Raw genomic sequence first — 13,007 nt, forward strand, 5'->3', positions numbered from 1 at the left:
TAATAATTGTAGATACAAATTTAAAAGAATAATATATTAATTATATGGAGGTAATGTATAATGATTTATGAAAATATCTTAGACTTAATTGGAAATACACCTGTAGTAAAACTAAAATTTTTAAATGAAGAAAATATTGCTGATATTTATGTGAAACTGGAAAAATATAATATTGGTGGAAGTGTAAAGGATAGAGCGGCTCTTGGAATGATAGAAGCAGCTGAAAAAGAAGGGAAATTAAAGCCAGGTGGTACAATTGTTGAGCCAACGTCGGGAAATACTGGAATTGCATTAGCTTTAATCGGAAAAGCAAAAGGATATAAAGTAATAATCATCATGCCTGATTCGATGAGTGTGGAAAGAAGAAGCATCTTGGCAGCTTACGGAGCTGAGCTAATATTGACTGAAGGGGCAAAAGGAATGAAAGGAGCAATCGCTGAAGCTGAAAAATTAGCGGCTGAAAACGGATACTTCCTACCTCAGCAATTTGAAAACCCTGCAAATCCTGCTAAACACTATGAAACTACGGCAAAAGAAATTTTGAATGACTTCCCACAAATTGATGCCTTTATTTCAGGAGTTGGAACTGCTGGAACTTTATCAGGAGTTGGAAAAAGATTGAAAGAAGAAAGACCTGGAGTGCAAGTGTTCGCTGTAGAACCTACAACTTCTGCAGTATTATCAGGAGAACAACCTGGAAAACATTCTCAGCAAGGTCTTGGAGCTGGATTCATTCCTGGAAATTATAATCCTGAACTTGTTGATGAAGTTATAAAAATAACAAATGAAGAAGCTATTGAGTTTGCAACAAGAGCTTCAAAGGAAAATGGACTATTTATAGGAATCTCTTCTGGAACTGCAATTGCAGCTGCTTACAAGGTGGCTAAAAAATTAGGAAAAGGAAAAAAAGTTTTAGCAATTTTACCTGATGGTGGTGAAAAATACTTATCAGTTGAAGTATTTAGAAATAATTTATAGAAAATAATAAGGCAAGAATTCTTTGATATTGCAGATATATCTAAGATTAATTGCCTTTTTTACAATCCTTAAAAAAATTTTATTACATTTGTATAAAAAAGTTGTGTTTAAAATAGTTTTAGTATATAATAAGATATAATTTTTAAGGAGTGTGATTACTATTTTTAAATGGTTACAAAATGAAATAAATAATATCGCAGAAAAGGATCCAGCAGTAAGATCCAAAATAGAAGTCTTTCTCTACCCATCCTTGCATGCGGTTATTAATCATAGAATTGCACATTTTTTTCAAAATCATAAATTATATTTTTTTGCAAGGCTTATTTCACAACTTTCCCGTTTTTTTACAGGAATAGAAATTCATCCTGGAGCAAAGCTGGGAAATAAAATATTTTTTGATCATGGAATGGGAATTGTAATCGGAGAAACAGCCGAAATTGGCAATAACTGCGTTATTTATCATGGGGTAACTCTCGGAGGGGTAAGTACCTCAAAAACTAAAAGACATCCGACATTAAAAGAAAATGTAACAGTTGGAACTGGAGCAAAACTTTTAGGAAATATAATAATTGGTAAAAATGCAAGAATTGGAGCAAATTCAGTTGTTTTACGAGATGTACCTGACGAGGCTGTCGCTGTAGGCATTCCTGCCAGAATTATCCCAAAAACAGAAGAAGATTACTATATGTGGTATATTTAATTTATTTTTGTTATTTTAGAAAATAAGTCCTTTTCTATTAAGTTTTAGGACTTAATTTTAAAAATTTTGAATATAATCTAAAAAACTAATATAAAAATCAAAAAAATTTGACAATCAAAATAAAATATGATATATTTTTTATATGAAAATTGAGTAAAATAATTTATTTCAATTCTTTGATTTAAAAATACAACAAACAGATGGATACATGATATCCAAAATAAATAAAACTAATAACGGAGGCTTAAAATGGCAAAAGTAGGAATTTTTTTCGGATCAACAACAGGCGTAACTGAAGATATAGCTCATAAAATTGCAGAAAAAATTGATGGAGCAGAAGTTTTTAATATTGATGGGAATGAAGATAAGTTAGAAGACTTTGATGTACTGCTTTTGGGAGCTTCTACATGGGGGTTTGGAGACTTGCAAGATGACTGGGCTGCAGTTGTCGATGACTTGGCAAACAAAGATTTCAGTGGTAAAAAAGTAGGATATTTCGGTAGTGGAGATCAAGGAACATTCTCGGATACATTTATGGATGGAATTGGCATTCTTGATGAAGAAATCCAAAAAACTGGTGCAACAATTATTGGAAAAACTTCAGTTGAAGGATATGAATTTAACGAATCAAGAGCTGTAAAAAATGGTCAATTTTTAGGACTTGCTTTAGATGAAGTTAATCAGTCTGAATTAACAGATGAAAGAATTGATGCATGGGTTGAACAAATCAAAAAAGAATTTTAATAATAAACTATGTCTGTGAATAATAAAAATAATTTCACAAAAGACAAATTAAATATGATTTTAGCTATATTTTATATATAACTAAGATAAATCAATTTTCACAAGTTGATTTTCTCTCCAAAAATAAAGAAGACGTTCACAAGGACGTCTTTTTTTATTTTATTGTTATTTTCTTTCTTTAGTATAAATTAAAAACTTAATCAAACAGTGGCATCTTAGATTCTAACTTGTTAAAAATATAGACTAAGTCAAAGAAAGTAACATTACGTTTCAAAGTTATACAATGTCTCTAATAATCAATATTTAGATTTAATTTTTAAAATTTTCGAATAAAAATCAAAAAAATACTTGATTTTTTTAAATTATATGATATACTATAATAGAAAACAGTATTTAAAAAAATGTAAAAAGGAGCTGATTAGCATGAAAAAATTAATTCTAGTAGGATTTTTAGCATTTGGAGCATTAGGATTTTCAAGATACGTAGAGGAGTGTTATGTTACTGGTAAAACAGGTAGATCTGTAACGTGTGAAAGTGCAGAATCAGGAAGAACATTCCAATTTACAAGTGGTCGATTATCTTCTGTTTCAAAAGGATATTCTTATAAAATTTATTTTGAAGGTACTGGGTACAGAGGATTGCGTTTAACTAGAGCAAAACTTCTTGCAGGTTAATAAAAATTAAAACCTTTACCAACAATAAAATTATTAGAAACTCTAGGTTTATAAAAAACTTAGAGTTTTTTTTTAACAAATAAAAAAATGTTTTTATATACAAACACTAGATTTTATTAATTTTTTTTCGATTTTGAAAAAATTTGAAAATATATAAAAAGGTATTGGATTATTATAACTTTTCTAGTATAATAAATTTGTATAATTTTAGTATAAAAAAGGAAAATTCAATGAAAAAAGGTATCGGAAAATCACACAGTAAAATAATATTAATTGGAGAACATTCTGTTGTTTACGGTTATCCTGCCATCGCTATTCCACTAAAAAAAATTAAAATTGAATGTATTGTGGAAGAAGCCAAAAGCAGCTATTTCCCTAATAAGACTGATACTATTTCAGTTGCTCTTTTTACTGCGTTAAAATATTTAAAAAAAGAAAATGCAAAAATAAAATATAAAGTAACTTCTCAAATACCGACAAAACGTGGAATGGGCTCTTCAGCAGCTGTGAGTATTGCCGCCATTCGTGCTGTATTTGATTATTTTGGAGAATATTTGGAAGATACATTGCTGGAAAAGTTGGTTCACACGGCAGAAATTGTAGCTCATAGTACACCAAGCGGGCTGGATGCCAAAACTTGCCTTAGCAACAAAGCCATAAAATTTATAAAGAACAAGGGATTTTCATACATTGACTTAAATCTCGATGCATATCTTGTAATTGCAGATACAGGCATTTATGGAAATACTGGCGAAGCAATTCAAAAGGTTAAAAATTTAGGAAGTAACGCTGACAGTTCTTTAAACAAATTAGGAGAATTGACAGATGAAATGGCTAAAATCTTGACTGAAAATATTGAATCCAAAGAAGAAAAAGTCGATAAAATAGGAAAAATTATGACAAAAGCAAATACAGAACTCGGAAACTTGAATATAACCATTGAAAAAACAGACTTATTTGTAAAAACAGCAATCGAAAACGGAGCAAGTGGGGCAAAAATTTCTGGCGGAGGATTAGGAGGCTGTGTAATCGCACTTGCTAAGAATCTGGAAATTGTAGAAAAAATAAAAGATGAATTGCTAAAATGTGGAGCAGAGAATATTTGGGTGGAGAAAATTTAATAAAAAAAAAGGAGTAAAAATGGTAAAAGTCAAATCTTATGCTAATATTGCGATTGTAAAATATTGGGGAAAAAAAGATGCAGCAAAAATGATACCTTCCACAAGCAGCATTTCCCTTACTCTTAATGATATGTTTACAGAAACAGAACTGGAATTTATAAATGATGAAGATATTAAAATTGCAGTTGAAAAAGAGATAAAAAGTGGAAATTGTAAAGATAAATATTCAAACATGGCAGATTTGTTTTATTTGAATGGAGACTTGCAGGATAGTGTACATACAGAAAAGATTAGTAAAGTTGTGGATTTATTCAGAAAAAATAGAAGTCAGAAGGTAAAAATTTCTACAACCAATAATATGCCAACAGCTGCTGGACTTTCTTCCAGTTCGAGTGGTTTATCGGCTGTAATAAAGGCTTGTAATGAACTTTTTAGAAAAAACTATACGCAATCTGAACTTGCACAGATTTCAAAATTTGGTTCGGGATCTTCTTCGAGAAGCTTTTTTGGACCTATTGCTGCTTGGGACAAGGATACTGGAGAAATTTATGAGGTAAAGACAGATTTGAAACTGGCGATGATTGTGCTTGTGCTGAATGAAAATAAAAAGGAAATTTCAAGCCGAAATGGAATGGAACTTTGTGCAAAAACTTCGACATATTTTGACGAGTGGGTAAAACAGTCTGAAATTGACTTTATAAATATGAAAAAATATCTTGCTGAAAATGATTTTGAAAAAGTAGGAACTTTGACAGAAGAGAATGCTCTTAGAATGCACAAGACAACTGAAACTGCAAATCCTCCATTTACATATTTTAATGAAAAAACTTATGAAGCAATAGATTTTGTAAAAAATTTGAGAAATAATGGCAAAAAATGCTATTTTACAATGGATGCAGGGCCTAATGTGAAGGTACTTTGTTTGGAAGAGGATTTAGAAAAATTAGCAGAAATTTTTGAAGAAAAGTATAAGATTATTGTAAGTAAGACTGTGAAATTATAATTGTGAAAATTATAGTAAAACTGCTTTAAAACAAAACTCAAAAGTTATGACTATTTTACTCAAATCCTAAATTTATATAATTTTTAGTAGTTTAATTTTAAATAGGTTTGAGTATAATTTGAAATTGAAAATAAAAAATTATGATAATTCCTAAAATTGTTTGATTTTATCAGTTTAATATTGAAAGAGTTAAGATATATTTTGGAAAGGATTTTGAATAATGGATAAATTAAGAAAAGCTGACATAGTTATAGGCATACTATTTGGAATTATGACAATAATTTTAATTTATTTATTTTTTAGTAATAACATATTTTTTATGTGGGCATTTCAGCGGCATCATAATATACTAAGCTGGTATATTAGACCACTATTTATTATTCCAATAATCTGGAGTGCATACAAAAAGATGTTTTCAGGAATTTCAATTTCTATTTTTCTTCTATTTACGAGTATGTTCTGGTTTCCAAAGCCAAATATAACTAATCCTGAAATTGTAAAATTTTTAAATTTTGAAGCAAATTATTTGAAAAGTGGATGGACAATAGATAAAATTGCCCTGCTTTTTATTGTTATAATTTTTTTGGTTTTTATAATAGTTTCAACTTGGACAAAAAACTGGAAATTACTTTTATTAATTTTAATAGCAACTGCAATTCTTAAAATATTTAACAGCTACCTTTTAACTGGCAATAGTGCATTGTCAATGTTAAAGCCTGCAGTTGCTGGATTAATTGTCTGTGTGATAGCTGTATTTGTCTTAAAAAAGAAAAACTAATGAAAAAGGAGGAGAAATTGTGGGATATATAAAAATACTTGATGAAAAAGTGTCAAATATTATTGCGGCTGGAGAAGTTGTCGAAAATCCTGCTTCGATGATTAAGGAGATGATTGAGAACTCGCTGGATGCGAAGGCTACAATGATAAAAATTGAAGTTTTCAAATCTGGAACGGATGTTAAAGTAAGTGATAACGGAATTGGGATGGATAAGGACGATACACTTTTGTCGGTCGAGCGGCATGCTACTTCTAAGATTAAGGAAAAGGAAGATGTTTTTAATTTAAACACTTATGGATTTCGTGGAGAGGCTTTGTCGTCTATTGCGGCGGTGTCTAAGCTTACGATTACTACACGTTCTGAAAATAGTCCTATAGGATACAAAATTGGCTGTTATGGCGGAGTTGTGAGAAAGTTTGAGGAAGTTTCGAGAAATATCGGTACAGAAATGGAAGTCAGGGATTTATTTTACAATACGCCTGCCAGACGGAAATTTTTACGCAAAATGTCAACAGAATATGGTAAAATTAGGGATATTGTGCTAAAGGAAGCACTTTCGAACAGCAATGTGGCATTTTCGCTGGAACTAGATGGAAAAAGTACTATAAAGACTAGCGGAAAGGGGATTGATAATACAATCCTTGAATTATTTGGAAAGTCTGTTTTGAGAAATTTGAAAAAATTTGAATATGGATATTTAGGTAACGTAGAAATTTTACGAAGTTCAAAGGACTTTATGTTTACTTTTGTAAATAACCGATATGTAAAGTCAACAACTATTGAACGTGCTGTTATAGACGGCTATTACACTAAACTAATGAAGGGAAAATATCCATTTGCAATTATTTTTTACAATACTGATCCAAAGGAAATAGATGTAAACGTTCACCCATCCAAAAAAATAATAAAATTCTCAAATGATAAAATTGTTTATAATGAAATAAAATCAGCAATTGATGACTTTTTTTATTATAACGACAGGGAAAACTGGCAACCTAATATTGACCTGATAAAGAAAAATATTAACATTAACGAGAATGTTGCTGTGGAAAACGATGACTTGTTTTCTGACGATATTTTAAAAGGGGAAAATCAAAAAGTTATAAGTTTGGAAACTTTTGATGGAAAGATTTTAGAAAATACTAAAAATTCAAATGAGAAAGATAATTTTTCAGCGGATGATTTTAATAAAAATGATAGAAATTCTGAGTTTTCTGATAATTCCGAAAATATTACATACAATACTTTTTCAAGTGATGAAAATTTTGTAAATAATAAAAATGAAAATAGCTCAAAACTTGATGAAATCTGGAATAAAATGAATGAAAATTCAAACAAAATTGTGGAAAATAATGTGGAAAACTTTGAAATTGAAGATAAATTTCAGACAAAAAAATCGGAACATAGTAGCAATTTTGAAAATTACAAAAATTCTGGTAAATACAGAAATTTTGATATTATAAATGAAAATACTGCAAATGAATCCCATTATAAAGTTGGAATGTTTGAAAAGCATGTTGGAAAGCAGTTTCATTATGATATTCTGGGGCAGATTTTTGATACATATATTCTTGTTCGCAGAGATGATGAACTGGAAATTTATGATCAGCATATTATTCACGAAAGAATTTTGTATGAAGAGCTAAAAGACAAGTTCTATAATAAGAAACTAGAGTCACAGCATTTATTATTGCCTCTGAAAATGGAGATTACAGGAATTGAAAAAAATATTATTTTTGAAAATATTGAAATTTTTAGAGATTTTGGATTTGATATTGATGAATTTTCAGAAGATGAAATTGTAATTCGTGCCGTTCCTGCCTTTGACTTTCGGGATAGCATTGAAAACGTCTTTTTACAGCTGATTATGGATTTGAAAAATGAAGTTGAAATAAAGGATTTACGGGAAAATATTATTATTTCGATGTCGTGCAAGGGAGCTGTAAAAGCTGGACAAAGGCTTGATATGTTTGAAATGCAAAATATGGTGCGAAGGATTCACGAAGTTGCGAAATATACGTGTCCACATGGACGTCCAATTATTGTAAAACTCTCTAGAAACGATCTAGATAAAATGTTTGGCAGAAGAAAATAAGGATAAAAATTGAGAAAATTTAGTAAAAAATTGAAAAAACTTTTGACAATAAGGAAAAAATATGATAAGAATTAATGTAGTGTGTATTGGAAAAATAAAAGATAGATACATAAAAGAGGGAATAGCTGAGTTTTCAAAAAGGTTGTCAAAATACATAAAACTCGATATTACTGAACTGGCTGAAGAAGATGATAACAAGGGGATTGAAAATGCAATAAATTCAGAAACTGAAAGAATAATAACTGCTATTTCAAAAAAAAATTATTCATACAATATTTTGCTCGATTTAAATGGAAAAATGATGTCTTCTGAAGAAATGGCAGATAAAATCGAAAAAATTTCCATAACAAACAGTGAAATTAATTTCATAATAGGCGGATCTAACGGAGTAAATGACAACTTGCGAAAAATTGTAGACTTTAGACTATGTTTTTCACCAATGACATTTCCACATCAGCTTATGCGATTAATTTTGACAGAGCAAATATACAGATGGATTTCAATTAATAATAATATAAAATATCATAAATAATGGAGGAAAAATATGTATTCTGCTGGGGAAGAATTTGAAAGAATTAACAACGAAGGAGATGTAGAAGGTTATACTTGCCTTTCCAATGTTACGGTAGGAGATAAGGAATATTTAGTTTGTGATGATGAAACTGGCGAAAAGAAAGTGTTTTATTATGACAGTATTGAAGAGGAACTGTATGATTTAGATGAGGATGAAGAAGATCAGGTGTTGGAAATATGGAATGATGAATATTACGGCTCTGACAAGGATTATATGTATTGGAATGAAGATTTTGGGGAATATGATAAAGATGAAAATGTGGATGGAGAATATGATGAAAGAAACTTTGACGCATTAGAAGACGAAGATGAAGAAAATGAATTTTTTGGCAATGAAGACGAAGATGACGAGGATTTATCTGAGTTCTTAGATGATTTCTTTGATGATGATGATGAATAAAAAATAAACTAAAGGAATGAAATGAAAATAAAAATTAAAAGTTCGGATAGCTTTGAACAAAATTATGAAAAATTATTTGAACTGGAAAAAATGATAAATCTTGAAGAAAAAAAAGAATATCATTATAAAGACGAATATGGAAACTGTAAAATCATTGATAAAGATGATTTTATAGAAATTTTTCGCTATGGGCAAATCAATTCCAAGCAAATATTTAAAAATAATAAAAATACTTTATTTACCTATATTACAAAGCAATTTCATGGAAAATATGAGATTTTTACAAAAAAATTTGAAAAAGAAAATGGAAAAATAATGCTGGAATATGATATAATAGATGGTAATGAAATAATAAACAGTATAAATTTAGAAGTACAATTTATAGATATTTAAGCAAGAGCATCAATCGCCATGCCCTTATATCCCAAAGCTACACAAAACTTTCTTATAAAAATATTACTTTAAATTAGAAATATTTTGATTTTTGGGGAATGAAATCTATTATTTAGATTTTATTTTTTAAATCTAAATAGTAGAAAGATAAAGATATAAATACATTTATTTCATAATAAAAAAGCAGAAAGGAAAAATGAATGAGTAATCAAAACCACAATGATAATGGTATTATAAAAGAAAAATTAAAAAAAGTAGAAGAACTAAAAGAAATAGGCATTGAGCCATATGGACGAAAATATGAAAAATTAAATGATATTGCAGAAATAAATCAATATGATGAAACTTGTGACAAAGTATTTAAAACAGCGGGAAGAATCGTTGCCTTTAGAAGAATGGGAAAAAATGGATTTGGACAAATTCAGGATCCAACTGGGAAAATTCAGTATTATGTAAAAAAAGATGAAGTTGGAGAAGAACAGTACGAAATTTATAAAAAAATGGGACTTGGAGACTTTATTGGACTTGAAGGAAAACTTTTTAGAACTAATACTGGAGAATTAACTTTAAGAGTAGATTCTTTTGAAGTGCTGTCTAAAAATGTACGTCCACTTCCAGAAAAATTCCACGGACTGACTAACATCGAAACTCGTTACAGACAAAGATATGTAGATCTTGTAATGAACAGAGAAGTTATGGAAACGATGAAAAAAAGATTCCAAATTATAAGATTTTTTAGAAGCTATCTTGAAAAACAAGGATTTACAGAAGTGGAAACGCCAATGATGCACCCAGTTGCTGGAGGAGCTACAGCAAGACCATTTGTAACACACCATAATGCACTTGATATGGAGCTGTTTTTGAGAATAGCACCTGAATTATACTTAAAAAGACTTCTTGTAGGTGGATTTGAAAAAGTATTTGAAATAAACAGAAGTTTTAGAAATGAAGGAATTTCAATAAAACATAATCCAGAATTTACAATGATGGAACTATATCAAGCTTATGCTGATTTTAATGATATGATGGACTTGACAGAAGATTTGATTTCAAGTTTGACGTTTGAATTACACGGTAAATATGAAATTGAATATGAAAATAAGACTATTAATATGGCAAAACCTTGGAGACGTATTACAATGAAGGACATTGTAAAAGAAACAACTGGATTTGATTTTGATACAGTTACCAGTGATGAAGATGCTATAAATAAAGCTAAGGAAATGAATATCCCACTAGAAAAGGATAGAACTTATACAAAATATGGAATTTTAAACTTGATATTTGAAGAAAAAGTAGAGGGAACTTTATTAAATCCAACATTTATTACAGAATATCCAAAAGAAATTTCTCCACTTTCAAAAAATCAAAAAGGTGAAACTGAATGGGTAGACAGATTTGAATTATTTATTTCAGGAAGAGAATTTGCTAATGCTTATTCAGAATTAAATGATCCGAGAGATCAGAAGGAAAGATTTGAAGAACAGGTAAAATTAAAAGAAGCTGGAGATGATGAAGCACAAGGAATGGATTTAGACTATATCCGTGCCTTAGAATACGGAATGCCCCCAGCTGGAGGACTTGGTATAGGAATTGACAGATTAGTTATGCTGCAGACAAATTCTGCTTCAATTAGAGATGTTATTTTATTCCCAACTTTAAGAAAAGAAGACATTGAATTATAATTTTTAAATACACTCGAACTCCTTTATAATTTTGGAGTTTGAGTCTTTTTTTATAACATCTAATACTATCTTATAGTAAAACTATTTTAAAACCAAACTCAAAAGTTAGGACTATTTCACTTAAACCCTAAATTTATATAATTTTTAGTAGTTTAATTTTAAATAGGTTTGAGTATATATATAAAATCTGATTAAATTTATTTGCTTATAAATTTTTTATTCTGTCTTTTCTAGATTTTTTTTGGCTAAAATGATAAAATATATTATAAAAACAAATTTTAGAATCCTAAGATTCTTTAACAAGAGAGAGAGTGTGTAAAATGTATAAAATATTCAAAGATGTAGAGTATAAAATACTCAAAGATTCAAAAAAATTTGAAATAAAAGGTATTGAGTATGATTCACGAAAAATAAAAAAAGATTTTGTGTTTGTGGCAATGTCTGGAAGTGAAACAGATGGGCATAATTTTATTCAAAAGGCAATCGACAATGGTGCAAAAATGATTATTGCAGAAAAAAATATAAATATAGCAACATACAAAAATGCTGACGATGTAACTTTTATTTTAGTAGAAGATATACGAAAAAAACTAGGAATAATTGCTTCAAATTATTATGACTATCCACAAAATAAAATAAAAATCATAGGAATTACAGGAACAAATGGAAAAACTACATCAAGTTTTATTTTAGAAAATATTTTGGAAAAGACAGCTAGAATAGGGACAAATGGAAACCGTATTTTAGATGAAGAATTTGACGCAGTGAATACGACTCCTGAATCACTAGAATTAATCAAGTTGATTGATAAAAGCGTAAAAAAAGGTGCTGATTACTTTATAATGGAAGTTAGTTCACATGCTTTGGAAATTGGGCGTGTAGATATGCTTCAATTTGATTCTGCAATATTTACGAATTTGACACAAGATCACTTGGATTTCCACAAAACAATGGAAAATTATTTTAATGCAAAGAAAAAAATATTTTCTATGTTAAGAAAAGATAAAAAAAATAGCGGTACAGGGGTAATTAATATTGATGATGAACACGGGGAAAAAATTTATTCTGAAATGAAAGGCAACAATTCTATTTCAATAAGTGTAAGAAATGAAAAAGCTGACATTTGGGGAGATATTCTAAATTATACAAATAATGGAATGAAAGTAAAAATAAATTTGAAAAATTATTTTGAAAAAACTAATCCTTTTCTTAAAAACATAAACGAAGAGTGTAAAGAAGAATTCAAATTTGAAGTTGATTTGGTTGGAGAATATAATTTATCCAATATTCTTGGTTGTGTTGCTTCTGCTTTATCACTTGGCATTGAAATGGACTGTATCGTAAAAAAATTAGAAAAAATGTCTTCAGTATCAGGAAGATTTGAAACAATAAAAAACGATTTGGAAGTAAGAATAGTAGTTGATTTTGCACATACAGATGATGGTCTTTTAAATGTTGGAAAAACTTTGAAACAAATCACAGATAATCGTGTAATAACAATATTTGGTGCAGGCGGTGATAGAGATCACGAAAAACGTCCAAAAATGGCAAAAGCTGCTGCGAAATTCAGTGATTTTATTATTTTAACTTCAGACAATCCACGTACAGAAAATCCTGTGAAAATTTTAGCAGACATAGAAAAAGGACTTATTGAAGAAAAATACCCATTTGGTAAATACTTAATTATAGCTGATAGAAAAAGAGCAATAAAACATGGAATGAAACTACTTCAAAAAGGCGATAGTCTATTAATTGCAGGAAAAGGACACGAAACTTATCAAATCATCGGAACTGAAAAAACACATTTTGATGATAGGGAAGTTGTGAGAAATATTTTGGACGAAATGAAATAATTTAACATA

Annotated in this window: 13 protein-coding genes; all 13 read left to right on the top strand. The window is 29.2% G+C overall.

Features of this window, described 5'->3' with window-relative positions; genetic code table 11:
* Positions 1–60 precede the first annotated feature (60 nt).
* The 13 genes from cysK (at position 61) to QU666_RS11380 (ending at position 12,998) form a co-directional block, all read left to right on the top strand.
* Positions 61–978, top strand: a complete 918-nt coding sequence (gene cysK / locus QU666_RS11320; RefSeq protein ID WP_021768868.1) for a cysteine synthase A — start codon at positions 61–63, stop codon at positions 976–978.
* 151 nt (positions 979–1,129) lie between these two features.
* A complete protein-coding gene (epsC, locus tag QU666_RS11325) occupies positions 1,130–1,678 on the top strand; it encodes a serine O-acetyltransferase EpsC (protein ID WP_021768869.1) in 549 nt (182 codons plus the stop codon).
* A 249-nt stretch (positions 1,679–1,927) separates the two neighbouring features.
* Positions 1,928–2,422 (top strand): flavodoxin, encoded by a 495-nt coding sequence (locus tag QU666_RS11330; RefSeq protein WP_021768870.1) that lies wholly within the window; start codon positions 1,928–1,930, stop codon positions 2,420–2,422.
* 423 nt (positions 2,423–2,845) lie between these two features.
* The gene (locus QU666_RS11335) at positions 2,846–3,097 is read left to right on the top strand and encodes a hypothetical protein (RefSeq protein ID WP_036070439.1); all 252 of its coding nucleotides are present in this window, start codon (positions 2,846–2,848) and stop codon (positions 3,095–3,097) included.
* A gap of 230 nt (positions 3,098–3,327) precedes the next feature.
* Complete coding sequence (gene mvk, locus QU666_RS11340; protein ID WP_021768872.1) at positions 3,328–4,218, top strand: mevalonate kinase; 891 nt, start codon at positions 3,328–3,330, stop codon at positions 4,216–4,218.
* A 19-nt stretch (positions 4,219–4,237) separates the two neighbouring features.
* On the top strand, positions 4,238–5,221 hold the full coding sequence (gene mvaD / locus QU666_RS11345; RefSeq protein ID WP_036070442.1) for a diphosphomevalonate decarboxylase: 984 nt from the start codon (positions 4,238–4,240) through the stop codon (positions 5,219–5,221).
* Positions 5,222–5,441: 220 nt separating this feature from the next.
* The gene (locus QU666_RS11350; protein ID WP_021768050.1) at positions 5,442–5,999 is read left to right on the top strand and encodes a hypothetical protein; all 558 of its coding nucleotides are present in this window, start codon (positions 5,442–5,444) and stop codon (positions 5,997–5,999) included.
* Positions 6,000–6,018: 19 nt separating this feature from the next.
* Entirely contained in the window at positions 6,019–8,094 is a 2,076-nt protein-coding gene (gene mutL, locus QU666_RS11355) for a DNA mismatch repair endonuclease MutL (protein ID WP_021768051.1), read from the top strand.
* Between the two features lie 61 nt (positions 8,095–8,155).
* Positions 8,156–8,626, top strand: a complete 471-nt coding sequence (locus QU666_RS11360; RefSeq protein ID WP_021768052.1) for a 23S rRNA (pseudouridine(1915)-N(3))-methyltransferase RlmH — start codon at positions 8,156–8,158, stop codon at positions 8,624–8,626.
* Positions 8,627–8,638: 12 nt separating this feature from the next.
* Positions 8,639–9,067, top strand: a complete 429-nt coding sequence (locus QU666_RS11365) for a hypothetical protein (RefSeq protein WP_021768053.1) — start codon at positions 8,639–8,641, stop codon at positions 9,065–9,067.
* Between the two features lie 21 nt (positions 9,068–9,088).
* Positions 9,089–9,460: a DUF1934 family protein gene (locus tag QU666_RS11370; protein WP_021768054.1), complete on the top strand. Its 372-nt coding sequence runs from the start codon at positions 9,089–9,091 to the stop codon at positions 9,458–9,460.
* Between the two features lie 200 nt (positions 9,461–9,660).
* Positions 9,661–11,145: a lysine--tRNA ligase gene (gene lysS / locus QU666_RS11375; protein ID WP_021768055.1), complete on the top strand. Its 1,485-nt coding sequence runs from the start codon at positions 9,661–9,663 to the stop codon at positions 11,143–11,145.
* A gap of 320 nt (positions 11,146–11,465) precedes the next feature.
* Positions 11,466–12,998 carry a UDP-N-acetylmuramoyl-L-alanyl-D-glutamate--2,6-diaminopimelate ligase gene (locus QU666_RS11380; protein ID WP_021768300.1) on the top strand — a complete coding sequence of 511 codons (1,533 nt, stop codon included), beginning with the start codon at positions 11,466–11,468 and terminating at the stop codon, positions 12,996–12,998.
* Positions 12,999–13,007 lie beyond the last annotated feature (9 nt).

This window comes from Leptotrichia sp. HMT-225, assembly GCF_030644325.1.
GTDB classification, from domain to species: Bacteria; Fusobacteriota; Fusobacteriia; order Fusobacteriales; family Leptotrichiaceae; genus Leptotrichia; species Leptotrichia massiliensis.

Coding starts and splice junctions, on each gene's coding strand:
- cysK (WP_021768868.1), top strand. CDS start 61: ATGATTTATGAAAATATCTTAGACTTAATTGGAAATACACCTGTAGTA.
- QU666_RS11330 (WP_021768870.1), top strand. CDS start 1,928: ATGGCAAAAGTAGGAATTTTTTTCGGATCAACAACAGGCGTAACTGAA.
- QU666_RS11335 (WP_036070439.1), top strand. CDS start 2,846: ATGAAAAAATTAATTCTAGTAGGATTTTTAGCATTTGGAGCATTAGGA.
- mvk (WP_021768872.1), top strand. CDS start 3,328: ATGAAAAAAGGTATCGGAAAATCACACAGTAAAATAATATTAATTGGA.
- mvaD (WP_036070442.1), top strand. CDS start 4,238: ATGGTAAAAGTCAAATCTTATGCTAATATTGCGATTGTAAAATATTGG.
- QU666_RS11350 (WP_021768050.1), top strand. CDS start 5,442: ATGGATAAATTAAGAAAAGCTGACATAGTTATAGGCATACTATTTGGA.
- QU666_RS11360 (WP_021768052.1), top strand. CDS start 8,156: ATGATAAGAATTAATGTAGTGTGTATTGGAAAAATAAAAGATAGATAC.
- QU666_RS11365 (WP_021768053.1), top strand. CDS start 8,639: ATGTATTCTGCTGGGGAAGAATTTGAAAGAATTAACAACGAAGGAGAT.
- QU666_RS11370 (WP_021768054.1), top strand. CDS start 9,089: ATGAAAATAAAAATTAAAAGTTCGGATAGCTTTGAACAAAATTATGAA.
- lysS (WP_021768055.1), top strand. CDS start 9,661: ATGAGTAATCAAAACCACAATGATAATGGTATTATAAAAGAAAAATTA.
- QU666_RS11380 (WP_021768300.1), top strand. CDS start 11,466: ATGTATAAAATATTCAAAGATGTAGAGTATAAAATACTCAAAGATTCA.